At 56.1% G+C, this 24,782-nt stretch carries 15 protein-coding genes; 11 read left to right on the forward strand and 4 right to left on the reverse strand.

Annotated elements, in window-relative coordinates; all coding sequences use genetic code 11:
* Nucleotides 1-234: 234 nt before the first annotated feature.
* The 3 genes from OQ371_RS22400 to OQ371_RS22410 are packed head-to-tail and all read right to left on the reverse strand — an operon-like array spanning nt 235 to nt 4,439.
* Nucleotides 235-2,430, reverse strand: coding sequence for a PepSY domain-containing protein (locus OQ371_RS22400; RefSeq protein ID WP_265990559.1), 2,196 nt, complete (start codon nt 2,428-2,430; stop codon nt 235-237).
* Nucleotides 2,431-2,444: 14 nt separating this feature from the next.
* A complete protein-coding gene (locus OQ371_RS22405; RefSeq protein WP_265990560.1) occupies nt 2,445-2,942 on the reverse strand; it encodes a DUF2271 domain-containing protein in 498 nt (165 codons plus the stop codon).
* Nucleotides 2,943-4,439 (reverse strand): ankyrin repeat domain-containing protein, encoded by a 1,497-nt coding sequence (locus OQ371_RS22410; protein WP_265990562.1) that lies wholly within the window; start codon nt 4,437-4,439, stop codon nt 2,943-2,945. It abuts the gene before it with no gap.
* Nucleotides 4,440-4,951: 512 nt separating this feature from the next.
* Between OQ371_RS22410 and OQ371_RS22415 the strand changes: the two genes are divergently transcribed.
* The 7 genes from OQ371_RS22415 (at nt 4,952) to OQ371_RS22445 (ending at nt 17,897) form a co-directional block, all read left to right on the forward strand.
* A complete protein-coding gene (locus OQ371_RS22415) occupies nt 4,952-5,596 on the forward strand; it encodes an RNA polymerase sigma-70 factor (protein WP_265990563.1) in 645 nt (214 codons plus the stop codon).
* Nucleotides 5,597-5,640: 44 nt separating this feature from the next.
* Nucleotides 5,641-6,648, forward strand: a complete 1,008-nt coding sequence (locus tag OQ371_RS22420; protein ID WP_265990564.1) for a FecR family protein — start codon at nt 5,641-5,643, stop codon at nt 6,646-6,648.
* 21 nt (nt 6,649-6,669) lie between these two features.
* Complete coding sequence (locus OQ371_RS22425) at nt 6,670-10,284, forward strand: SusC/RagA family TonB-linked outer membrane protein (protein ID WP_265990565.1); 3,615 nt, start codon at nt 6,670-6,672, stop codon at nt 10,282-10,284.
* Between the two features lie 36 nt (nt 10,285-10,320).
* Complete coding sequence (locus tag OQ371_RS22430) at nt 10,321-12,075, forward strand: RagB/SusD family nutrient uptake outer membrane protein (RefSeq protein ID WP_265990566.1); 1,755 nt, start codon at nt 10,321-10,323, stop codon at nt 12,073-12,075.
* Nucleotides 12,076-12,135: 60 nt separating this feature from the next.
* The gene (locus OQ371_RS22435) at nt 12,136-14,457 is read left to right on the forward strand and encodes a glycoside hydrolase family 32 protein (protein ID WP_265990568.1); all 2,322 of its coding nucleotides are present in this window, start codon (nt 12,136-12,138) and stop codon (nt 14,455-14,457) included.
* Between the two features lie 138 nt (nt 14,458-14,595).
* Nucleotides 14,596-15,480, forward strand: a complete 885-nt coding sequence (locus tag OQ371_RS22440) for a nucleoside hydrolase (protein ID WP_265990569.1) — start codon at nt 14,596-14,598, stop codon at nt 15,478-15,480.
* Between the two features lie 443 nt (nt 15,481-15,923).
* Nucleotides 15,924-17,897, forward strand: coding sequence for a PKD domain-containing protein (locus OQ371_RS22445; protein ID WP_265990570.1), 1,974 nt, complete (start codon nt 15,924-15,926; stop codon nt 17,895-17,897).
* Between the two features lie 110 nt (nt 17,898-18,007).
* Here OQ371_RS22445 and OQ371_RS22450 read toward each other — a convergent pair whose 3' ends face one another.
* Entirely contained in the window at nt 18,008-20,776 is a 2,769-nt protein-coding gene (locus OQ371_RS22450; RefSeq protein WP_265990571.1) for a Kelch repeat-containing protein, read from the reverse strand.
* A 529-nt stretch (nt 20,777-21,305) separates the two neighbouring features.
* On the opposite strand from OQ371_RS22450, the gene OQ371_RS22455 reads away from it, so the two are divergent.
* The 4 genes from OQ371_RS22455 (at nt 21,306) to OQ371_RS22470 (ending at nt 24,632) form a co-directional block, all read left to right on the forward strand.
* Nucleotides 21,306-21,830, forward strand: a complete 525-nt coding sequence (locus OQ371_RS22455; protein WP_265990572.1) for a GNAT family N-acetyltransferase — start codon at nt 21,306-21,308, stop codon at nt 21,828-21,830.
* A gap of 443 nt (nt 21,831-22,273) precedes the next feature.
* Nucleotides 22,274-22,543, forward strand: coding sequence for a hypothetical protein (locus tag OQ371_RS22460; RefSeq protein ID WP_265990573.1), 270 nt, complete (start codon nt 22,274-22,276; stop codon nt 22,541-22,543).
* A gap of 279 nt (nt 22,544-22,822) precedes the next feature.
* The gene (locus tag OQ371_RS22465) at nt 22,823-23,407 is read left to right on the forward strand and encodes an RNA polymerase sigma-70 factor (RefSeq protein ID WP_265990574.1); all 585 of its coding nucleotides are present in this window, start codon (nt 22,823-22,825) and stop codon (nt 23,405-23,407) included.
* 181 nt (nt 23,408-23,588) lie between these two features.
* Nucleotides 23,589-24,632: a FecR family protein gene (locus tag OQ371_RS22470; RefSeq protein WP_265990575.1), complete on the forward strand. Its 1,044-nt coding sequence runs from the start codon at nt 23,589-23,591 to the stop codon at nt 24,630-24,632.
* Nucleotides 24,633-24,782: the final 150 nt, after the last annotated feature.

The raw sequence follows: 24,782 nt of genomic DNA on the forward strand, positions 1-24,782 counted from the left end.
TAACACGAAACAAGCGTACTAAGAAGTCCGCAAGGGACACCGGAAACCAGCGACCGAACTTTTCAGCGGAACCGCTTTTCTGACTGGACTACGCTGGTTTTGATTTGACCCGGAGACGCGAATTGTAGCCATTGCACCGAAGTTTACAGGGAACCTGCCGGAACGGTATTCAAGCGCGGGAAGCCGACCCAACGAACGGGTCTCATTTCAGCAGGGACTATTGAAACCATGCGTTTAATAGCAATCCATCAGGATCTGGCTGTGCGACTGGTAGACGCTGATGCTTTTGCCCAATTTCGTCTGGCAGAGGGTTTCGAGAAGTGCAAGAACGTCTTTTTGCATGGCCAGCGAGCCACAGATCATCAGGACACCGTTGGTATCGAGAACTTCCATCATGAAGTCGGCGTCCCGGGCAATCAGGTCGCTGACGTACTGCTTTTCACCTTCCCGCGAAAGGGCAACGTGCAGGGCGGTCAGCTTGCGGGCCAACTGATTGTCTTCCAGAAACCGCTGGTAGATTTCCAGGGACGCACTTTCCCGGAAACCGCAGTACAAGTGGCAGGGCGTTCGCTGGTTATTCTGGCTGATCATCCCTAAAAACGGCGCAATGCCGGTTCCGTTGGAAATCATGACCACAACCGGCGCCTTTGAAGGAAAGTGAAAATGCCCGTTTTCAATGACACGCGCCCGTAGAATATCCCCGGCCGTTAGCCGGTGCAAAAAGCCGGAACCCAGCCCGCCCGGGTGCAGCCGGACGCTCAGTTGCAGGTCGGAATCCAGCACGCCAATCGAGTAAAGCCGTTCCCGGTGGTCATTCTGGGGGTAGATTGCCAGCAAATCGCCCGAGGTAACGTTCAGGTTGCGGTCCGGCTGCAACCGGATCAGGAACGTGCCGTCGGTCGCATCGGTGGGGTGGTGGCTGGTGACGGTCAGTGTTTCGAGCGGGTGTTCAGCGGCTTTCAGCATTTCGGATGAAGCCGCAAGGGGAATGTCGGCCTGCTGTGACCAGGCTTCGGCCCACAGGCCAAAGTCATCCGGCGATTTGTCGTTGACGGTGTGTACGTCGACAAGCGGAACCGCCCACGGCTGCCGGGCCAGTAGCTGGTTTACCTCGAAGGCAAACTTGCAGAAATCGGGGTACGCGTGGGAGCCAAAACCCAGGACGGAGTAACGCACCGGGCGCGGCTGTGGGTGTTTTTCAACCAGCGCGGCAAATTTACGGGCGTTGGTCGGCGCATCCCCGAGCCCGTAGGTGGCCGTCAACGCAATCAGGTATTCGGCTTTCGGAAAAACGGTGTAGTTATTCAGTTCCGTCATGAACGACTTTTCCCCGCGCTCGATCAACTGCTGGTGAATGGCCCGTCCAAACCGGAACGTACTGCCGTTCTCCGACCCGACCAGAATGACAAACCGGCTATCGTCGGCGGAATGCTGGTTTTTGACCCGGTTGCCCCGCCGTTTCCAGGTAATGGCAAAACCGGAATAGATGAAAAACAGGATATTACCCGCGGCCACGGCCAGAATCAGGGCCCACACGGCGCTGGTCCGACCGGTATGCAAGTTCAGGCTCAGGTTGGTCAGCAATACGGCGGTCGGGTATTTCACCTCAATGAGCACATCACCTGTTATTTGGTTCACTGCCAATTCCCGGTCTTTGAGCTTCAGCGTGTAATAATCTTCGGGATCTTCCGAAAACGGAAACTCAATACTCTCCACCTCCGAAAGCCGCGTTTTTTTGAACACCGCGAAGTCGGCCAGCTTTCGTTCCGGGCCGGTTTGAATGGCGTCAAAATCAATGTCTGGAGAAACTTTTTCGCTCTTAATCAATTCAAAACGAGCCAGGGACAGGTACGTTCCCGAAAGCGCCACGATCAGAATCGGAATGAGCGACAACCGACCCAGCACGACGTGGTAATACTGGGCAAAGTTATCCCGGACAATGCGGGTAAAAAACCGTTTCACACCCCGTTGGCGCTGGATAATGAGCATGATACCGGAGACGGTGATCAACAGCAGCAGAAACGCGGTCAGCCCCACAAAAAACCGGCCCGTCTCGTGCAGAAACAACGAACGGTGCAGGGCGGTGACCCACTGAAAAAATTCGCTTTGCGGGGTGGGCGTACCCAGTGCTTTGCCCGTCTGCGGATCAACAAACACCGTCAGGTTGTTGCCAGCGGCATCGCTTCCCTTGATCTGCACAAACTGGCTGGCATCAACGCTCAGCTCACTGATTTCGGCGTAGCTTTTTTTCAGCACCGGCAGGGTCTGGGCCAGGGTCAGCTGATCAAAATCAGCCGCCCGGTACGGCTGCATTTTCTGGGATACGGGTTCGAACGCCAGAATTACGCCCGTGATTGAAGCCAGGGCCAGCAATAGAAAAGAAGATACAGCCAGGGCTAGGTGGCTGTATCTCCATACAGAAATGGTCATAAATGGGGCCGCTGTTAATTGGGGCTAAAGCGCACGTAACGTATGTAACCCGTGCCCTCGCTTTTGGCGGAAAGTGCTTCAGTAGTCAGAGGAATTTCCAGGTCTTTGACGTGGTACTGTTTGTCCTCCACGGCGCTCTCAAACCGGAGCTTGTAGTCTTTATTGAGTTTCGAATTGTCGATTTCCAGCACGGTAACGCTGCGATCCCCACCGGCTACCGACGCCCCGGTAATGGCACTGATGTTGGGCGTTTTTTTCGCCATCGCCTTGTGCCACTCCTTGATGTCGGGGTACCATTTTTTATCCGAGCCGAGCACGTACAGGGTTTTCTCGTAAGCCCCTTTGCCGTTGATCAGCGAAATCACCATGTAAGCCCCTTCACCCATGTAATTGGTCATCTGGATCATACACTTATACTGGCTGCTGCCGGCTTGTTGAGCAAACGACGGTTGGGTGATGGCCAGGAAAAGGACCATCACTACTAAGCTAATCTTATACCGGGAAGACGTCATTTATTTCAGAAAATTAACGGATACTTGGCTTTTGGAGAGCGATTCGTTTTCGCTGGCCAGGTCAAAAGCGGTTTCTTTAAAGTTGGTTGGAATGTCTTTTTGAGCCCCGATGGACAACAGGTATTTCAGCATCGTATCATCTTTGGCGACCATAGCCGCTTTGTGCAGGGCGGTAATTCCATCTTTGTTGCGGGCGTTTACGTCCACCTGCAGAGGTTCCAGCCGCTTCAGCAGCGACAGGTCGTTCTTGGCGACGGCTAAATGGTAGAGCGTGTTGCCGTTTTTCTGCGGAGCCTTCACGTCCAGTCCTTTTTCCTGAAGCATCTTCAGTTTGGTATCAAAATCTTCCGGCTTGGCACCCGGTCCGCCCGGCCGGCCTTCACCGCTGTAGGATTGCACCAGGTAAGCCGCCAGATTATCGCCGTTTTTATCGCTCACTTTAACGTCGGCCCCTTTATCCAGCAGATAGGCCACCACCTCGGGCGAGTTGCCTTTGACGGCCAGCGCCAGGGCCGTCACCCCTTTCTGATTGGCCTGGTTGATGTCTTTCACCTTCGGCATGAGCATCTCCAGCACGGCAACTTCCCGATTGGAGGCAGCCGCATTTATGAATACCGTATTGCCTTCATCGTCTGCCTGGTTGACATCGACGCCTTTCCCCAGGAAGTACTGGATGATCTCATTCTGCTTGGGTCGGCGGACAATGGCGTGCAGCACATTTTCGCCGTTCTTACCCCTGACGGTTGGTTTCAGGTTGAGGCTTTCCAGGTATTGATAGACCTCCAGGGTGTTGGCGCCCCGGCGGCTCCCCTGGCTGGCCATGAGCAGCGCGTTGTCGTTGGCCGGAACACCCCGCTGCAACAGGGCTTTCATCGTACTGATGTTACCCCCGCGGGCCGCGTAGCTGAAGGCATTGTTTCCGGCCGCATCCGTGCTTTTCAGATCCAGTCCTTTCGCCACAAAATAGTCCGTCAGTGTCAGGTCTTTGTCGTTGGCAACGGCCATCAGCAGCGCGTTGGCCCCGTCGTGGTTCAGGTCTTTTTTGAGATCAGCCCCGTTGCGCAGACACAGTTCATACACCTGCGTGTTCGGCTGCCCGCCGGTTGCGGCAAAATTCAGCACGGTCATGCCGTGGTTATCTTCCAGGCTGGCTTTGGAGCCTTTCGCAATCAAATAGTCCATGATCTCTACGTTGCCGCGGTTGGCGGCCCAGTGGAGGTAAATCCGCCCGTCGTGAGTCAGCTTGCTCACCTCATTACCGGGTTGCGCCAGCAGGTATTTGATCACGTCATTGGAAGCTCCGGCATTGATGGCCATCACGACCGGGTCAAATCCCATGGGGTTAAGTTGCGCAGGATTGCTCCCTTTCTCAATTTCCGTTTTGATCAGGCTGGCATCCGGCTTGTTTTGCCAGAACGATTGATCCAGCAACGTATTTTTCTGCGCCTGGGCGCAGAAGGAAATGACCGTTGAAAGAGCAATGAAAAGTTTTTTCATAGAAGACCTCAGGTTGAAACCTTTCATAGGTTAAGTCGATACTTGAATAACCCCTGCAACTTAATAAGATTAATTCTAAATAAAAAACTTCTCTTTTTGTTGAATTGTACTTTTTCGTTGCAGTCTTTGGTCAGAAGAAAAGGATGACGGATGGAGATAGACAAAAAAATAAATTGTTGTATAGAGATTAGTTAATATGAATCCTAAGTTTGCTGACGTTTCGGTCAATTCCGCTGCTGGTCCCCGTTTCGGGGTGGTGAACCAGGGCCGGCTGCCCACCTGTAAAAGCCGCTTCATCTCACCCCGGCAACGCGGTATGGTACTTTTTAGCCCATCCTACTTTTGATGACCGACGGGGTTTGGCGAATCGGCAAACTGTCATTTGACCTTAAAACTTTTGTACCTTCTCTCTTTACAGATAAATTTTTTCTAAAATATATCCAGCCTTCTAAGGGTATAGCCGGAAATTTCTGTCATCGCTTGTAGACAGCTATTCGTTAACCCGCTTGCCGATGCTTCCTTTCCCTACCCCAAACAGTAAAGAACCGACCCCCTTTCACCTACACGCAGACTCCAAAGTGACCGATCCGGAGTACCTGATCCGGCAGGCGTTTGAACTGGATGCACGGCAGGGGTACGAGCTGCTCTTCCGGCGGTATTACCGGCCCCTGTGCAGCCACGCCGTTCGGTTTGTTTATTCCCGGGAACTGGCCTGTGACATCGTGAGCGAGATATTTCTGAACTTCTGGAAAAACCAGGCCCACCTCCACATCACCGGTTCGTTTCGGGCTTACCTGTTTACGTCCGTTCGCAACCGGGTCTACAACTACACGCAGGAGGAATGGAAGAAATCGATGCTTCTGGACCCGATCGACGAAGAACTGGAACAAGCCGTGTATACCGACGATGATCCCCAGAAAATTCTGCTGGTAACGGAGCTTTACCAACGGCTGGAACAGGCCATCCGTTCGCTTTCGCCCCAGTGCCAACGGGTGTTTCTGCTGAGCCGCTTCGAAAACAAGAAGCACCGCGAGATTGCCGACGAACTGCACATTTCGCTGAAAACGGTGGAAGCACACCTCATGAAAGCCTTATCCCACCTGCGCAAAGCCCTGATTATCACCGGGCTTCTATTCAGCGCCATTGGCCTGTACTAACCGCTTTACTCCACGTTACGCCCAACCGAGACCGTCAATCCGTCATGACTCCCCCATTTCAGAAAGAAACCCTGTTTGAACACTTTGCCGGACGCAGTACCCCCCTGCAACGCAGCCTGCTGATCGAGTGGCTGAAGGAACCCGCCCATCGGGAATTGTATTACCAGTGGCTGGAAGAATGGGAGCGCCAGAACTGGCAGCTGGTCACCGACGAAGAAGATGATTTTGAAAAGCTGCTGGCGAAAATCGACCAGAATGCCGCCGACACCCGCCAGGAGGTCGGGCGGAACCAGCCGCTGTTGCCCCGGTGGCTCTATGGCCGGTTTCTGGCCGTAGCCGCCGTCCTGCTTGTTTTCTTGATGACGGGCCTCTACCTGGGCCGCTCCCGGTGGGCATACCGAACCCTGGAAACCGGCTACGGCGAAATCCGTCAGGAACGCCTGTCGGACGGCACGCTCGTCACCCTGAACGCCAATTCCAGCCTGACCATCCCGCGATTCGACTTCGGGCAAGGTGCGCGGGAAGTCCGGCTGCGGGGAGAAGCCGAATTCAACGTGGTGCGGCAACCCGACCACCGCCGGTTTGTGGTGAAAACCGACGATGACTTTGATGTGGAAGTGCTCGGAACGGAGTTCGTCGTCTACACCCGGGCCAACACCAACCGCGTGGCGCTCCAGAAGGGCCGCGTAAAAATCAACTACCGGTCCGGCAAACAACTCAACCTGCGGCCCGGCGACATTGTCAGCCTGGACGAAACCACCGGCCGCCTTAAAATTGCCAAAACCGTTCGTCCCCAGCAGTTTTCGGAGTGGAAACACCACCGGTATCATTTTGACAACACCCCGGTTGCGGACGTTCTGCACCTGCTGAACGACCAGTTTGGCGTGCAGGTGGCGCTGGGCGACAGCACGCTTTCCGAACAGCGAATTTCGGGGCGCTTCAGGGCACAAACCGCCAGCGAGCTTATCCAGGCCCTGGAAACCATCCTCGACTTGCGGGCTATTCAACACGGCAATCACATCGAACTACAACCCGTAGATACCCTTCAATAAATTATCCTAAACCCATCTTTTATGTTTCATAGATTACGCCAACAGTACTTCAGAGCCCTGTTGCTGGGGTCTCTTTTGGCCGGAATTTCGCCGGGCCGGGCGCAGTCGGTGCTTCTGGCGCAGGGTGCCGTCCAGCAGCGGGGCAATCCATCCAGCCCGCAAAGCAAACAATTGAAAGACGTTCTGAACGATCTCAGCCGCCAGTACGGTGTTGATATCCTGTTCGCGGAACGAATTGTGGACGGTATTCAGGTGGAGAGCCACGCAACCCCGACCAGCCAGAACATCGAACAGGTGCTGAACCGGCTGCTGAAACCGCACGGGCTAAGTTACCGGAAAATGAAAAACGGCTCCCTGCTGATCCGGGGCAGCCGCACCAGCGCCAATCCGCCGGTTTCGTTTATCCCGCAGCAACCCGGTGCTGAAACCCCGCTCGCTGCGCTCCCCACCTCGGGTGCCATTGCCTCGCCCACGCTTTCGAGCGCCAGCCTGAGCGTTCCGGTGCAGGGTCGGGTGACCGCTTCCGACAACGGCGACGGCCTGCCCGGGGTGACGATTACGATCAAGGGCACGACGCAGGGCACCACCACCGACGGCAGCGGCAACTTTCAGCTGACCGTTCCGGGGCCGGAAGCCGTGCTGGTTTTTTCGTTCGTGGGGTATCAGGCTCTGGAGCAGACCGTGGGCAACCAACGGAATTTTACCGTTCAACTGACGCCCGACACCAAGAGCCTGAATGAAGTCGTCGTGGTGGGGTACTCGACGCAGGCCAAGCGGGACGTGACGGGTTCGGTCTCGACGGTTTCGGCGAAAGATTTGCAGGCCGTCCCCGCCAACAACGTGGGGCAGCAGTTGCAGGGCCGGGTGGCCGGGGTCACCATCGGAAACGACGGGCAGCCGGGCGGCAACGTCATGGTCCGGATTCGGGGAATTGGCTCCATCACCGGCGGCAACGATCCGCTCTACATTATCGACGGTGTTCCGACGCAGGGCGGATTGAACCAGATCAACCCCAACGACGTGGAAACGCTTCAGGTGCTCAAGGATGCCTCCACGGCGTCGATCTACGGCGCCCGGGCCAGCAACGGCGTCGTGATTATTACCACCAAAAAGGGAAAACAGGGCCAGTCAAAAATCACCTACGATGGCTTTTACGGCGTGCAAACGCCCACCAAAAGCCCCGCCATGCTCAACACGCAGCAGTATGCGGACGTGGTCTGGCAGAATTACCGCAACATCGGCAACGTAAGCTCTACAACCGGCAACCCGGTGGATGCCACGTTCGGCGACGGTGCCCAGCCCCGGATTCCGGACTATTTGTTGTTGCAGGGTGGAGCGATGGAAGGCGACCCGCGCGTAGCCCCCGCCAATTACACCAACAACCCGAAAGATCCGCAGTACGGTATTTCCAAATTCATGTTTGCCCGGGCCAACCAAACCGGCACCGACTGGTGGAATACCGTCATGCAGACCGCTCCGATGCAAAGTCATAATCTCTCGGTTACCGGCGGCAACGCCCAGAACCGGTACGCCATTTCGGGTAGCTATTATTCGCAGGACGGGATTGTGAAATTCACGAGCTTCAAACGGTATTCGCTGCGGGCCAACACCGAATTTACGGTCAAGAAAAACATCCGCGTGGGCGAAAACCTCCAGTTTGCCTACACGGACCAGGTGGCCGGTATCATCCGGGACGAAAACAGCGCGGTGCTGGCCTATCAGATGCCGCCGTTCATGCCGATCTACGACGTAGGTGGCAACTTCGCCGGGGGCCGCTCCTGGATAGATCACCCCTACACGCGCCTGTACCGCAACAAAGACAACCATGGCTATACCTCGCGGGTGTTCGGGAACGTCTACGCGGAAGTGGATCTGATCAAAGACCTGACCCTGCGCAGCAGCCTTGGCGTCGACAACAGCAACTGGAACCTGTCGAATTTTGCCCCGGCGGCTCCCGAATCGTTTCTGCTGGCCCAGAACGCCCAGTTGCAGGTTTCGTCCAACTACAACCTGAACGTAACCTGGACCAACACGCTGGCCTACAAGAAACGGCTCGGTGACTTCCACAACCTGTCCGCTTTTGTGGGCACGGAAGCCGTCCGCAACAAATACCGGGATTTTTCGACCTCCAAGGCCAACTTCGCCTTCGAAAATCCTGATTTTCAGTACCTGAATGCCGGTTCAACGGTCTTGAGTTCGTCAGGGTCCGGATCGGATACGCGGTTGTTTTCGGTGTTCGGCAAAGTGGATTATGCCTTTAAAGAGCGGTTTTTACTCTCAGCCACCCTGCGCCGGGATGCTTCCTCGCGGTTTGCTCCGTCCTACCGCTGGGGCACCTTCCCGGCTTTCAGCGCCGGTTGGCGGCTCTCGGAAGAATCGTTCCTGAAAGGCGTTTCAGCCATCGACGACTTGAAGCTGCGGGCGGGCTGGGGACAGACCGGCAACCAGGAAATCAACCCGTATAACCAGTACACTACTTACGGCTCCAACCTCAATTCCTCCTCCTACCCCATCAACGGCTCCAACACAACGGTGGTACCCGGTTTTGAAGTAGCCGCCCAGGGCAACCCCACGGCGCAGTGGGAAGCCCAGACCATGACCAACATCGGACTGGACGTAACCCTGTTCAAAGGCAAGCTGGACCTAACGCTCGATGCCTACAACCGCCAGTCGTCCAAGCTGTTGCTGGAAATCCCGAGCCCGGCCACCGATGGACAGAACCGTCGGCCCGCCGTAAACATCGGCGGTATCCGCAACCGCGGAATCGACGCGCTGGTGAATTACCACGGCTCGGCAGTCAACAACGAACTAAAGTTTGATATCGGCCTGAACTGGTCTACCTACCGCAACGTGGTGACGGATTTGTACGGTGGTTCCGAATCGTTCATTACCGGTTTCGCCACCCGGCAGCCTTCGTTTACCCGCACGCAGGTTGGCCATCCGATTTCCTCGTTCTACGGCTTTGTGATCGACGGTATTTTCCAGTCGCAGGAAGAAGCCGACGCCCACCCCACGCAGGGCGGTGACCGGGCGCTGTACAACAAACCCGGCCGCTTCAAGTTCCGCGACGTGAACGGCGACGGGGCCATTGACGACAACGACCAGACCTATATCGGCAGCCCCCATCCCAAATTCACGTACGGCCTGAACCTGAGCGCCCACTACAAAGGCTTCGATCTGGCCCTGTTCCTCCAGGGCGTATCGGGCAACGACCTGTACAACTACCAGAAGTGGCGGACGGATTTCCAGAACTTCACCGGCAACCGCAGCGTGCGGATTCTGGATAGCTGGACGCCCGAAAACCGGGGGGCCGTCTTACCGCAGATCAACTCGCTGGCGGCCGGTTACGAGTCGCAGGCTTCCACCTACTTCATTGAGAAAGGATCGTATTTGCGGGGCAAAAGCCTTCAGATTGGCTACACCCTGCCAGCCGCGCTGGTGAACAAAGTGAAAGTTGACCGGCTGCGGGTGTACCTGCAAGGCACCAACTTCTTTACCATCACGAACTATTCCGGCCTTGACCCGGAAGTAAACCTGGCCAACTACGGGGGAGGTGCCGACCGCGACATCGGTGTTGACCGGGGAATTTATCCGCTGGCCCGTACCTACACGCTGGGGCTGAGTCTCACTTTCTAATCCGGTAACCGATTCGATCTTAACGCATTTTTACCCATGAAACTACGACTTTATATCCTGACCGGCCTGCTCATTGCCGGGGCCGGAGCCTGTACCGATTCGTTTTACCAAACTCCACCGCTGGGGGTCGCCAGCGAATCTCAATTACTCACCCGCGATGGCATCAACTCCCTGCTGGTCGGCGCGTACTCACTGCTCGACGGCGTGGGGGCTAGCCCCGACGGCTGGCTGGGACGCAACGAAGGCCGGGCTTCGGCGGCCACCAACTGGCTGATCGGCGACGTAGCTTCCGACGATGCCTACAAAGGCAGCACCCAGACCGACCTGGCCGATGCCAACGCCTTCGAGCGCAACAACGTGCTGCCTTCCAACAACTTCGTGCCGGATAAGTGGATTGCCCTCTACGACGGTGTTTCGCGGAGCAACGACGTGTTGCGGGCCGTAGCCAAAACGCCCGATCTGGACGAAGCCACGGCCACCCGTTTCCGGGCCGAAGCCCGGTTTCTCCGGGGTTTCTACCTGTTCGAACTGCGCAAGATTTATTACCGCGTGCCCCTCATCGACGAAACGATGTTTGACACCAAGGTGCCCAACGACAAGGAAGCCTGGCCGTTCATCGAAGCCGATTTTCAGTTTGCGCAGGAAAATCTGCCCGCTACGCAGACGGATGTAGGCCGGGGCAATTCCTGGGCGGCCAAAGCTTTTCTGGCCAAAACGTATCTGTTTCAAAACAAATTTACCGAAGCCAAGCCCTTGCTGGAAGACCTGATTGCCAACGGCGTAACACCGAACGGGCTTAAATACGGTTTGAACGATTGCTACTACGACAATTTTCAGATTTCGACCAAAAACAGCAAGGAGTCCGTGTTCGCCGTGCAGTCGTCGGTCAACGACGGCAGCGGGTCGAGCGCCAACGCCAACTACGGCGAGCACCTGAACTTCCCGCTCGTGGGGCCGGGCGAGTGCTGCGGTTTTTTTCAACCCACCCAGAACCTCGTCAATTCGTTTAAAACCGACGCCAACGGCTTGCCGCTGCTGGATACCTTCAACCAGTCGGATCTGAAAAACGATGACGGGTTGCTGTCGACCGATGCGTTTACACCCGACGAAACCACGCCCCTCGATCCGCGTCTGGACCACACGGTGGGGCGCCGGGGCATTGCCTACCTGAATTGGGGCCTGCACGGGGGCGACAACTGGACCAACCCGGCGGGCGATGCCGGGCCGTATTCCCCCAAAAAGCGATCATATCGCAAGGAAGAACGCGGCACGCTCTCGACCACCGTGGGCTGGGCGATGGGGCCAAACGCCAACAACTACGCCATCATCCGGTTTGCCGACATTCTGCTCTGGGCCGCCGAGTGCGAAGTGGAAGTGGGGAGTCTGGCCAAGGCACAGGAGTATGTCAACCTGGTGCGCAACCGGGCCAAAAACTGCGTCGTAAAGAAACTGGACGCCAGCGGCAACGAAACCAGCCAGCCCGCGGCCAACTACCAGATCAAACCGTATACGGCGGCTTGGACTTCCAAAGAAGTGGCCCGGAAAGCTGTGCGCTTTGAACGGCGGCTGGAACTGGCGATGGAAGGCCACCGGTTTTATGATCTGGTGCGCTGGGGCATCGCCGATACGGTTCTGAATGCCTATTTTACCGCCGAAAAAACCAAACGGCCCTACCTGAACGGAGCTTCGTTTACGAAAGGCAAGAGCGAATACCTGCCCATTCCGCTGACCGAAATTGTCAACAGTTCCGTCGGCGGGCAAAATACCCTGGTTCAAAATCCGGGTTATTAAGTAGATTTAACGCCACCTGAGCAATCGGGCGGCTTTTTTGACAAATCAATTGTCCCCGGAATGATAAAAGTAGCTGGTCTGACGGTTTTGCTGAGCCTGATGGCGCTGGACGGCCTTCCGCAAACGAAGCCGGGCGGTGACCGGACCCGGTTGCCGAAGCCGTGGTCAGACGCGGAGGTGGTCTGGCACCTGGCCGACGAAACGGATGCAACCGGCGGGCACCCGCTCCTGAAAACTCAGGGTGAGGGCGTCAAAATGGGCGTGCCCCTATCCGGCGACGAGCGGGCGGCTTCCCGGAAACGAGGTGGTGACGGGACCGTGGCGACATTCGACGGCAGCAGTTGGCTGGCGCTGGAGTCAACACCCGGCGGCAAACCGTTTCCGGAACCGGACGCCCTGACGGTGTTCACCCGCGTGAAAGCCACCAAAACGGGCGGACTGTTCCATTCAAACCTGTTTTCGCTGGTTGTTCACGAAAGCGGGCTGGCGGTCGCGATTCTGGGGGTGGCGGATGCCGATGGGGCTATGTACCGCGAAATCCCGCTTTCTCCGCTGACCCTGAATACCTGGCACGATGTGGCCGTTCGCTACCGGGCTGGCTTCCTGGATTTTATAGTGGATGGCCAATTGCTGAACCACGTTTCTGTACCGGGCAAGCCGCAGGCCATTCTGACGGGGCCGACGGTATTGGGCGGCTGGCGGATCGACAACCCGCCCGTTTCGAGTTTTCCCAAACCGGTGATTGCCTTTCTATTCCAGCGGCTTTTCACCGGCCTGATGGACCACGCAGCCGTTTGGAACCGCGCTCTGACCGATGCCGAACTGGCCCGGTTGTCCGGCGTTTCGGCGCTGGCGGGACCGGGGCCGGTTTCCGAGGCCCAGCGCTGTCTGGCCGACTACCACGCATTTTTTACGGCTTCCCGCCAGAAAGATACCGTTGCCTGCGAAAAGCTGGGGTTCGCTATGCGCCGGTTCATGGCCCGCGACCCCAGGCGCCCCACCTACCACCTGACGGCGCCGATGGACGCCATTCTTGACCCGGCGGGGGCGTTTTACTACAAGGGGCAGTACCACATTTTCAGTTACCGCAACCTCGTATCGCTGCTAGCCTGTAATCCGCTGGCCCACTACGTCAGCGACGATTTGATTCACTGGAAAGACCGCCCCATTGCGCTCTGGCCCGACTCCGACCTGGACGTCAACGGCATCTGGCTGGCGAACCTGTTTTTCGACGATCAACGGCAGCTCAGCACCATCTACACGGCGCTCGGCAAGGAAGGGAAATACGGGGTGCTGGCCCGCAGCCACGACGATCTGCTTTCGTTTACCGATAAGCAGGCCGTCATGACGGACCAGGTGCACCACGACGGTCACACCTGGAAAGACGGCAACACCTGGTATTCGCTCACCACGCGCCAGCATTGGGGAGAACGCCCCGGCGACCTGGGCGACGCCATCGTTCTGCTGTCTTCGCCCGATCTGGTCAACTGGACCGAACGGGGCACGATTTTCGACGCCCGCAAGCATCCCGCACCGCGCAGCGATCAGCAGCGGCAGGGCTTTACGGAATACCCGTACCTGCTGCCCTTCGGCGATAAACACGTGTTGATCACCGGAACGCGGCCCGTGCAGTATTGGGTTGGACGGTTCGACCAATCAAAACCCGCTTTCGTTCCGGACGACCCGACCGGCAAACTGCTGGACTACCTCAACCCGTTTCACTGCTTCAATCCGTTGGCCATTGACCACAAAGGCCCGGGCGGAACCGAGCGCCGGATCATTCAGGCCATGCACCTGTACACTTCGGGGCAGGTGGACGGTATTCTCTGGTACGGCGCGCACGTACTGCCCCGGATTCTGACGCGGGAGGGCGACCATCTCCATCAGGAACCAGTGCCGGAAGTAGCGGTTCTGCGGGGTAAACATGACCAGCGGAAGAACGTCCTCATTCGGCCCGGCGCGACCGATTTACTGGCCGGTATCGAGGGCGATGCGCTGGAGATTATCGCGGAATTTGATCCCGGAACGGCCACCCGGTTTGGCCTGAAGGTTCGGACGGCAGCGGGCGGGCGGGGCGGCACAACGGTTTTTTACGATGTTTCGAAAGACCAGTTTGGGGCGGCGGACAACCTGAAAATACCGGCTCCCTATCCAGAGTTGGGGCAGGGGCCGGCCTATCTCAAAAAAGGGCAGCGCGTGCAGATGCGGCTGTTTCTGGACCGCTCCATGCTCGAAATTTTTGTGAACGGCCAAACCGGTAGCGGTATTTTCAACAACGATGTCAAAGGCACGGGGCTGGATTTATTCAGCGAAGGAGGAGCCGCCACCTTAACCGCGCTGGACGTGTGGGAATTGAAACCCGCCTGGCCTCTGACGAACTAAACCCAGTAATCTTAAACCTTCCTTATGCATATGTTTCCGAATTTTTGGCGAATTGCCTGTCTTACTGCTCTATTCATTAGCGTTGGATACACCGCAATGGCGCAACCGCAACCTACGACACCCACGGCCAAGAATCGCATGAAAGTTATTTTTGACTGCGACCTTGGCGATGACATTGATGATGCTTATGCCCTGGCCTTGCTGTGTGCCAGCCCCGAACTGGAAGTGCTGGGAATCACCACCTGCTACGGCCGAACCGACGACCGGGCGCAACTGGCCTGCCAACTGCTGTACGACTGGGGACTGGACAGCATTCCGGTGGCCGTCGGACGCGATACCCGGCAGACCGACGAGCGGGCGAACTGGTACGCCGATCAGTTTCAGTACGCGAAAGGATTCACCCGAAAAAAGCCCATCCGTCAGCCCGCCGTGGATTTTATCCGCGAACAACTGCGCCGGTACCCGGGCGAGGTCACGGTTATTTCCGTCGGCCCCGTTCCGAACATGGCTGATCTGGTCAAACGCGACCCCGGCGCGCTGAAGCTGGCGAAGCGCGTGGTGGCCATGTTTGGCTCTTTTTCCATTGGTTACAACGGCTCGCCCACCATCGACACCGAGTGGAATGTAAAAGCGGATGTGGCCGCTTCCAAGACGTTTGTCAGCAGCGGAGTTCCGATCACGTACGCCGGGTTAGACGTCACCACGTTTGTGAAGGCCGATGCGGCTTTTCGGCAGAAGCTGCTGATGCGCCAGAGCCCGCTGACCAGTTCGCTGTGTGGACTGCAAACGCTGTGGGACTACAACCGCGATCCGGTGCTGTACGATGCCGTGGCGGTGGGCATGGTGCTCTGGCCCGACTTGTTCAAGACCCAACCCGCCCACGTCACGGTGGATGATAAGGGCTACACGAGGCTCAATCCGCAGCAACCAGCCAGCGGGGAGGTGGCGGTTTACGTAAATACCCCCAAATTTCTGGAACGGCTGATGCGGGTGTATATGAACCAGAACCTGCGAAGATTTTAACGGATGCGTTGACGTTCGGGCAAACCGTCTGGACTTTTCGTTGCGTCTGTGGATGCGCCATTGACTCCGCCGGTCGATCCGCACCGGCGGAGTTAGTTTATGTACCGAAAACTAACATAACTGGATATCGTCCCATCGCACTTTCTTCTGTCCGGGCGATTTCGCTTTCGAGAAAAAATAGTCGCTCTTCTTAACTTCCCATGCGGCTCCAGGCGCCCCGACCACCCGGTTTGGGGCGTTTTTTTGCTTTTTTGCCAGAACCTATTCAGTTTTTCTTCACGTCCTCATTTGACCGGATGGCTCACCGTTTTAGGGTCATCTTCCGTACAATCCCGGCCGGCTAAAACCGTTATCTGCGCCCGGTGAAAATTTTTCGGCATACAAATTGTCAGGAACGAGACCAAGTACCTCCGCTAACGCTAATTATTTCTTATTCAACCGTTATGAAAAACCACTTCTACTTTTTGCTCACCTGTTTGGGTGTGCTGCTGACCGATTTTTCTGCCGCTGGAGCCGGAAGCACTGGTTCGCCAACGACCATCAACAACCCCCTTCGAATAGCCACCTGCCCGGCCGTCTATGAGGAACAGAACGGCGTCGTGGTCATCGAAACGGAGTCGCTGAACCTGCCCGCTGGCTGGCAAAAGAAAACCGCCGTTGGCAGCTATACCGGCAGCGGTTACATCGACTGGACCGGTGCCCAAAACTTCTCCAAAACCGGTATTGGTCTGATTGAAACGACCATCAAAATTAACCAACCGGGTAAGTACACTTTTCAGTGGCGCAACCGCGTTGGGCTGGGCACTTCCCTGACCGACCATAACGACACCTGGCTGCGCTTCCCCGATGCCAGTAATTTCTACGGTGAGCGTAACACCCGCCGGGTTTACCCATACGGTACGGGCAAAACCCCCAATCCGAACGGCGCCGGAAGCGATGGATGGTTTAAAGTTTATTTTAACGCCGGGGTCTGGAACTGGGCCTGGAACACCTTTGTCAGCGACCGCGATGCCATGTATGTCATGGTAGAATTCGATTCGCCCGGGGTGTACAAAATGCAGATTTCGGCGCGCTCGGCGGGTCACCTGCTGGACCGGATCGTGATGTATCACTCCTCAGTCTCGTCGTCTTCCGCTCAGGCGCTGACGCGAACTGAGACCAAGTGTCTGGGAGGCACGCCCGCCAACCAGGCTCCGGTTGTAGCCAATCCCATTCCCGATCAGGTTGCCACCGCCGGAACAAACTTTGCCTATACCTTCCCCAGCACGACTTTCAGCGATCCCGACGCCAATGCGCTGAGCTACTCGGCCAGTTTATCGACCGGGGCTTCCCTTCCTTCCTGGCTGACCTTCAATGCCGCCAGTCGGACCTTTAGCGGGAATCCTCCCGGCAGCACCACACTTTCGCTTCGCGTAACGGCGAATGATGGGCAGGGCGGGCAGGTCAGCGATGATTTTGCCCTCCGCATCAACGCACCCGCTCCGAACCCGGCTCCAACGGTCAGTGCCGGCGCCGACCAGCAACTCAGTTTACCGACCACGCGGGTGAGTCTGGCGGGTAGTGCCACCGATAATGGACAGATTGCCAGTACGGTTTGGACAAAAGTGACGGGGCCTGCCGCCACGCTGACTTCAGCAAATTCATTAACCCTGACGGCCAGCGATTTAACGGCCGGAACCTACGTATTTCGCTTAACGGCAACCGATGATCAGGGGGCAACCGCCATTGATGAGGCAACCGTCACGGTCAATCCCGAAACAGTGGCCGCTCAGCAAGTGGTGAGTTTTAGTCTGATGAATGCGGATACGGATCAGGAAATCAAAGTACTGGCCGACGGCGAGCCGTTGAACTTAGCCACCCTGCCGACGAAGAATCTAAACATTCGGGCCAACACGAACCCAATCACGGTGGGATCGGTGAAAATGGTGCTGAGTGGCAAGCAAAACCGCACGCAAACCGAAACCGGCGCTCCATACGCGCTGTTCGGCGACACGAACGGGGATTACAAAAACTGGACCCCAGTGGTGGGTAGCTATAGTCTGACAGGTACGCCTTACAGCGGCTCAGCCGCGGGCGGTACGGCGGGCGGTTCCCGAACGATCAGCTTCACGGTTGTCGATCAACCCGCAGGGGCACGGTTGTCGGCCGAAGCAGCGGACGGTCTTCAGGTTGTGCTGCTGGGCAATCCGGTCTTGCACGATGAAGTATCCGTCAAGGTTCAGGGAGTGACGGGTCAGCCAGTGCGGATGCAGGTTGTTACTTTGCAAGGAAAAACGGTAACGGAGCGTTACCTGGAAATGGCGAGTGCGCAGGAGCAACACCACTTGTCGATAGCCGGACAACCGGCGGGTCTTTTACTGCTTCGGGTGAGTACGCCCAAACAAAGCCGTATTCTGAAGATCATGAAGGTAAAATAATTGATCCCGTCCGGCGCAAAAGATTATTACCGCTGCCCGGAAAAGTGTCATTAAAACAAGCACAGCACCTGCTTTCGAGTAGGTGCTGTGCTTGTTACTTATAAACCCGTTTACTGGACTTTGACCAGTTTGAATCGTTTTGTTTTTCTGCCTTCTCCAACGTGTAACAGGTACATTCCGGCTTCGTATTGCTTGCCCAGGGTAATTACCTGTCCGGATTGAACATCCGCTATTCGATAAACGACTTTTCCGTACAGATTACGGATCATCAACGGTAACGTACCGGAGGGTTTGCCTTTGATCTCTATTGTGAACGACTCGGTGAAAGGGTTGGGATAAGACAGAACCCGTACGTCCGCTTGCTCGGCATCAACGGTCAGGCGAGCCGCTGGTGCCTGATTCACAACGGTAAAGTTGACCGCCAGGGGTGTGCCAGCGGCACCCTGTCCTGCTGCACTGGAATACGGTGTGCCTTTCAAACTGTAGCTGCCCACGGCCGGGGTCCAGTTCCGATAATCTCCGTTCGTGTCGCCGAACAGCGCGTACGGTGCCCCTGTTTCGGTTTGCGTACGGTTTTGCTTGCCACTCAGCACCATCACCACGGATCCTACCGTGACCGGATTCGTATTAGCCCGGATGTTCAGATTCTTCGTCGGTAACGTCGCTAGATTCAACGGCTCGCCGTCGGCCAATACCCTGATTTCCTGATCCGTATCCGCATTCATCAGACTGAAACTCACCAGAATGTTTCCCATCGCCGGGACCGCGTTGACCAGCAGCGTGAACGTCTCCTGAACGCTGGCCTGCCGACTATCCGTAGCCCGCACCGTAATCGAGTAACTGCCCGACACCTGGGCGCCCGGGGCAAACGTCAGCACGTTGTTGCTCAAACTGGCAAAAGCTGGCAGGGTCGTGGCCGTGATCGTCACCGCATCCCCGTCCGCGTCCGTCGCCGACAGCGGTACCTTCAGCACACTGCCCGCATTGACGGCCTGGTTGCCGATGCTTGCTAAAACCGGCGGGTTGTTTGCGCTAACAGCCGGGCCGAAGACCTCGATGGCCGAGACCTTGGGCTGGTTGGCCGAGGCCGTGAAGTCGATGTTGAGCACGCCATCATTTACCCCCACCTCAAACGTCTTGACCACCGCCCTCATGCTGCCCACCTCCCCCAGGATGTCGTAGTTGGCCAGCTCCACGGCTCCCCCTTCCAGGTTCGCGCTGAACACCCGCTGACCCGCACCTCCCGCACGGCCCCCAGTGGCTCCCCAGTAGATCTCGGCAAAGTGCAGCCGCACCGTGTACTGACCCGCCACCGCCACCGGCAGGGCAAACCCAAAACTGCCCAGGTTGCTCGTGGCGCTGTATTCGGTCAGGTAAAGCACGTCGTCCTCGGTGTCGGCAATGGATGTCACCTTGGTATTGGTGTAAGACTTGCCCCCGGTGAAGTACTGGCTACCGCTCCAGGAAACCCCGTTGCTGACCACCGCCGGACCGCCCGCGTTGATGCGCGCCACCACCGGTCCCACACCCCCCGCATCACTCCCCTCCACCCTCAAGTGCACCGTCACCGACGCCGGACGGTAACCAGCCGCCCGCGCCACCACCGTGTGGCGGTACTCCCCCGCCACCAGCCCCGACGCGTCCAGCGTCAGCGCCACCGGCGTGCCGGCCTCATCGGTGCCACCCGCCAATACCTCCACCCTAAGCCAGCCCGGCAAGCCCGCCGGATCGATCGTGTAGGGCGTCGCGTCCGAGTAGGTTCCCACCAGCGGCTGCAGCCGCACACGCTGGCCCACCCGCGCGCGGGCCTCCAGTTGACCCGGCCAGAAAGCCAGCTGGGAGTTGCGGGTGCGCGTAAGACTTTTGATCCAGGTGGCCTCCTGGCTCTGCTGGCTGCCCGGCGCCCCCCCGTGAGAGACAATGTACTGGTCGTCAATCACCTTGGCCGAGGCCGCAATCAGCGCCGTCGGCAGCTGATCGATGATCGCCCAGCTGTCGGTGGCCGGGTCGTACTGCAGAATGTTCTGGCCGCTGCGCTCCCCGCCCGTCACCCGGATCATGCCGTCCAGCGCAAAGCTGCCCGGTTCGATGTGGGAGGTGGCAAAGGGCAGCTCCTTTTTGGCCGTCCAGGTGTCGGTGGCCGGGTCGTAGGCGTGCACCAGCTTCTGGTCCTGACCGCCCCCGCAGTCGTGGCCCAACTGCCCGCCGATGGCGTAGATCAGCCCGCCCACCGTCACGGTGCCGAAGTGATTGCGGGCCACGGGCAAGGGCGCCAGCCCCGTCTGCCAGCCGGCCGCGGGCTTGTCCAGGTCATAGACGTAGTGGTCGGCCTTGTCGTCGTTGCAGACGGCGGCCCCGAAGCCCCCGAAGAAGTGCAGCCGGCGGCCCACCCGCACCAGGCCCCCGGCGGCCCGGGGAGCGGGCAGGGACGGGCCCGGGCTCCAGGAGTCGGTCGTCAGGTTGTAGAGCCAGACCTTGTCGGTGACCGGTCCGGGGTTGTTGCCCACGCGGCCGCCGGCGATCCAGACGATATTGTCGACCAGGGCGATGCCGTTGTGGGTGACGGCCTGGGGCTTGCCCTGGGGGTCCAGGGGCATGGGGGCGAAGTACGTCCAGGTGTTGGTGGCCGGGTCGTAGACTTCGTTGGAGTTGTTGATCTGGAGTTTGGGGGTGAGCCCGGCGAAGACGTAGATTTTCTTGTTGTAGACGATGCTGGGGGCCTCCACGCGTTTGTTTTGGGCGGGGGCGCGGGGTGTCCAGACGGGGTAGAGGGGGTCTTGCTGGGCCGGGGCGGCCGCCAGCGGGCGCGGGGCACTCAACCCCAGCAAAGCCAGCAGGGCGTAAAGAAAGACAGAGAGAGATAAACGTGAATGATTCATACACTTGATGGAGATGAAAACACCTCTATTATTGAATTAGACTACTTGAAGATATTGTTAGTGGTTACATGAGTGGCATTGGCTTACGGGTAGCCGTTCAGGACTGACAAGGGTTTTCCAGCTTTCTTTGCAGCAAAGCTTAGAAGAATTTACCATGCACAGTCGTCTTCTCATCGTATTGATGATCCATCAGGATACCTGTTGTAGGTAGTTTGACCCGAGGTGAATAGGATTTGCAGTTACCTGCTTACTGGTTTAGGAATGCAGATGAATAGAGAAGCTCTTAGCCGGCACCAAATTAAAAACAGATTAAAAATATTTAACATATGAATTAAAAATAAACTAAAAAGTAACTATTCGGTATGGGTCGATTCAAGGGATTTAACGCCCTTTTCGCTCCTTGCGATGACCTGAAATGAGTTGATTCCACGGAAAAAACCGGCGTTTGAATCCCGTGCGATTCTATGGCGAGGTTAGATTTGAAATTAGCGTAAATGCTTACTTGCAATTAAACCATTTACTCGCATCGATGAACTATTTGTTAACCGGCCAAGAATCCCGGCGGCTCCGGTTTCGGCCATTGTCACCGGATGATTTTGACGACTGGCTACCCTTTTACCAGCATCCTCAATCCACGCAATACTGGGAAGGTGAACCCGATGATCCGGTCCTGAATTGCCGCAACTGGTTTGAAAAGACCTTTTACCGATACCGTACCAATAGGGGAGGAATGAATGTGCTGATCGACAAGCAGACGGGGGCTTTTGTGGGCCAATGCGGCTTGCTCGTCCAGGTTGTTAATCAGGTTGAGGAGCTGGAAGTCGGCTATTCGATTCTGCCCCAGTTCTGGAACCGCGGTTACGCAACCGAAGCGGCCTTCTTGTGTCAGCGACACGCGTTCAACAACGCTCTTAGTAACAGCCTGATTTCAATCATCCACGAGCAAAACATTCCGTCACAGACAGTGGCTCTTAAAACCGGGATGGTGGCCGATAAGCGAACAATCTACGCCAATAATCCGGTCATTATTTACCGGATCGAACGGGGGATTTAGCGCCAGGAAAGATCGCCGTAAATTCTGTTGCAAGCGGGACCTTGTTTTCGGCGTATCCTGTTTAAATTTCATTTATCTTTACAGGATTGTAAAATAACTCGAAGTTGGCTAAGACGGTCTTTCAGGTACATTAGATAACTTCTTGTCCTTTTTACGGCTTTAGCAGACCAGCCCCTTTGGCAAGTGTGCTTTTTTTTGTATGTTTATTCGCTAAAACCGCTTTCCCGTTATAGTGCAAAATAACGCCGTTCCGAGACCTTGTAGCCGTTTATGACCAAATAGCTCCCGTTCCAGCAGTGACTTCCTCTCCTATCCTCCGTCTGACAATACGCAACTAAAAAGCCTGTTTGCTCGTATCTGGTACAAGTGCTCTGTTTACGGAGTGACTACCCGATTTCTAAGACCCCACAGACCCGGAAAAGACGATTTTAACTCACCGATTTATGAAAAAGCGTCAGGCCCCGAATGAGCCTTTTGATAAAGAGTTTTTATTAGCGATGATCAACGGACAACTGGAGAGTTGGGCATCGTTTCTGCTTATTGGCAAAAAGGTGAGAGTTTTGCTGTTTGACAGCCAGTGTGCCAGTACCGTCATTCAGAAGTTTCGCAACGAAGGGTGGAAAGTTGATTTTTCCCATCGGAGTAGCAAACTACCCGCCCGGGCTTACTACTTCTTTAGCCTCCCTTCAACCCGGCGAAATCCAATCTGGTAACCGCAAATCCCTTTTGACACCAAAACCGCGAGCCTGACCGCTGCGCGGTTTTTTGTTTTTCATCCAGATCGCATGGCTCTGAACCCTCATGCGGGAGAAGGGTTACGAACCAGAAACCACCCTCTCTTTCCAGTGCAATCCAGGCAGTGAGCGCAAACCCAAACAGGCAAGTACAGGACAGTACCTCACCGGTTTTTATAAAAATTTTGGTGGTTATTTGATTCCTTTTTAGAATCCTGATTGTACCGGTTCTGCCGTACAAGCCCTAATACGTCCTGGATGGAGCATTTGAGTATTCCTAATTATACCTTACCCAATCGTTTAAACAACGTTGACGCTGAAACCTTTAAGAGCATTTACCTGACCTACTTCGACGATCTGTTTGAAGTCGCAAAAAGACGACTTCAGTCGGAAGAAGCTGCGGCTGAGATCGTACAGGATATCTTTGTGGAACTCTGGGAACGACGCGAAAAACTAAACATTGAGCACCTGGATCGCTATTTATTTACGGCGGTCAAGTATAAAGTTATCAACTACATCCGCGACTCGCTGATCCGGAAAGAATCCTGGAACCCCGCCGTGGAAGACCTGGTCATTTATTTTGACGATCGGGCCGAAAACAAGCTTGCTTTCGAAGAATTGCAAAAGGCGGTGGAACAGGTGCTGGAACAGGTACCCGCCAAAACCCGGGAAATTTTCCGGTTGAACCGCCTGGAGAATAAGACGGTCAAGGAAATTTCGGCTTCGCTGCACATTCCCGAACGGACCGTTGAATACCACATCACCCAATCGCTCCGTACCCTTCGGCTGCACCTGAAAGAGTTTGTAACCTACCTGGTGCTGCTGGTCAGTCTCTCCAGCTAAGTCACCGGCCTTGCCTACTTTGTACTTAAAGAAGAAATCTCTTTATAATACCATCTGCCCACGGTAATTTTCCAATAATTCCCTAAACTATTTGCGGTTCAAACCGGCCAAATGTGACTTGTGGCAAAGCACGGGCTCTAATTCCAGTCCCGTTGCTAATGACCAAAAGCCTGTTTGGAACATGAATATCCGCCCTGAAGACCTTCCCGATTTGCTGAAGCGATACCTGGAAGGTCGCTGCACTGACGAGGAACGCGCTGCCATCGACGCCTGGTATAGCCACGCGGGCGAACAGCTCCCGCCAATCGACAAGAGCCGCCGGGCGGAACGTCAGGAACTGGTCTGGCGGCAGATTCAGGAGCAAATCACCCGCGAAAACTACCCCGAGCCGAAGCACCGGTCCTTGTGGAAAAATCCATTCCTCCGGCTGGCCGTGGCAGCCTCCCTCCTGCTCATTAGCGGATGGGTCTCTTACCAACTTTTGAGAACAGACCAATCGTTTGAAAACCCGATTGTCCAAGCCGGTAACATTCGGGAAGTCGTCAATGCGGGAGTAACCAACAAAACGGTGAAACTTGAAGATGGCAGCCGGATTACGCTGCATCCCGGCAGTCGGATCAATTACCCCCACCCCTTCCGCCCGGGTATCCGGGAAGTGCATCTGGAAGGCGACGCATTTTTCGAAGTGGCTAAAAATAAGAAGAAGCCTTTCGTTGTTTACACCGGCGAGGTGGCCACCAAAGTAGTCGGCACCAGTTTCCTGATCCGTTCCGACCAGCAAAATCCGCAGGATGTCGTCGTGTCGGTTATGACGGGGAAAGTGATCGTTGAGCACCGGGAAAGAACCCCCGAAACCAGGCTACCAAACTCCACCAACGGAGTTGTGCTCACCCCCAATCAGCAGGTCACTTATTACCACGCGAATAAACACTTTGTAACCAGCCTGGTCGTCAAACCCATTGCGATAAAACCGCAGGTTGAACTGGTGAAACAACGGCTGTTTCGATTCGACGGAACTCCGCTGCGGGAAGTGCTCGAAAGAATGCAAGCCGCTTACGGGTTAAAGTTTGAACTGATTAACGACGGAATCACCAACTGCCCGGTTACGGCCGACCTGACCGAACAGCCTTTCTTCGTCAAGCTCGATATCATTGCCGAATCCCTTAACGCCCGCTACGAAGTAAAAGGCACAAGCATTGTCTTGTCCGGCGGCAGTTGCGAATAAGAAAAAAAGTACCCAAATGTTTTACCAAAACCCAACTCCTATGATAACACCCCACTTCATCTTTTCTCCCCGGACCCTCCGAACCGTTGATCGGTCCGGCTAAAATCACCAGAAAAGCCAGGCCAAAATGCTGCCACATTTCGGACCTAG

This window comes from Larkinella insperata (assembly GCF_026248825.1).
Classification (GTDB): Bacteria; Bacteroidota; Bacteroidia; order Cytophagales; family Spirosomataceae; genus Larkinella; species Larkinella insperata.

What these genes read in the sequence shown, in the direction of transcription:
- OQ371_RS22440 (WP_265990569.1), top strand. Translation starts at nt 14,596, where the DNA reads ATGAAAGTTATTTTTGACTGCGACCTTGGCGATGACATTGATGATGCT.
- OQ371_RS22405 (WP_265990560.1), bottom strand. Translation starts at nt 2,942, where the DNA reads ATGACGTCTTCCCGGTATAAGATTAGCTTAGTAGTGATGGTCCTTTTC.
- OQ371_RS22465 (WP_265990574.1), top strand. Translation starts at nt 22,823, where the DNA reads ATGGAGCATTTGAGTATTCCTAATTATACCTTACCCAATCGTTTAAAC.
- OQ371_RS22430 (WP_265990566.1), top strand. Translation starts at nt 10,321, where the DNA reads ATGAAACTACGACTTTATATCCTGACCGGCCTGCTCATTGCCGGGGCC.
- OQ371_RS22420 (WP_265990564.1), top strand. Translation starts at nt 5,641, where the DNA reads ATGACTCCCCCATTTCAGAAAGAAACCCTGTTTGAACACTTTGCCGGA.
- OQ371_RS22455 (WP_265990572.1), top strand. Translation starts at nt 21,306, where the DNA reads ATGAACTATTTGTTAACCGGCCAAGAATCCCGGCGGCTCCGGTTTCGG.
- OQ371_RS22445 (WP_265990570.1), top strand. Translation starts at nt 15,924, where the DNA reads ATGAAAAACCACTTCTACTTTTTGCTCACCTGTTTGGGTGTGCTGCTG.
- OQ371_RS22470 (WP_265990575.1), top strand. Translation starts at nt 23,589, where the DNA reads ATGAATATCCGCCCTGAAGACCTTCCCGATTTGCTGAAGCGATACCTG.
- OQ371_RS22425 (WP_265990565.1), top strand. Translation starts at nt 6,670, where the DNA reads ATGTTTCATAGATTACGCCAACAGTACTTCAGAGCCCTGTTGCTGGGG.
- OQ371_RS22460 (WP_265990573.1), top strand. Translation starts at nt 22,274, where the DNA reads ATGAAAAAGCGTCAGGCCCCGAATGAGCCTTTTGATAAAGAGTTTTTA.
- OQ371_RS22415 (WP_265990563.1), top strand. Translation starts at nt 4,952, where the DNA reads ATGCTTCCTTTCCCTACCCCAAACAGTAAAGAACCGACCCCCTTTCAC.
- OQ371_RS22450 (WP_265990571.1), bottom strand. Translation starts at nt 20,776, where the DNA reads ATGAATCATTCACGTTTATCTCTCTCTGTCTTTCTTTACGCCCTGCTG.
- OQ371_RS22435 (WP_265990568.1), top strand. Translation starts at nt 12,136, where the DNA reads ATGATAAAAGTAGCTGGTCTGACGGTTTTGCTGAGCCTGATGGCGCTG.
- OQ371_RS22400 (WP_265990559.1), bottom strand. Translation starts at nt 2,430, where the DNA reads ATGACCATTTCTGTATGGAGATACAGCCACCTAGCCCTGGCTGTATCT.
- OQ371_RS22410 (WP_265990562.1), bottom strand. Translation starts at nt 4,439, where the DNA reads ATGAAAAAACTTTTCATTGCTCTTTCAACGGTCATTTCCTTCTGCGCC.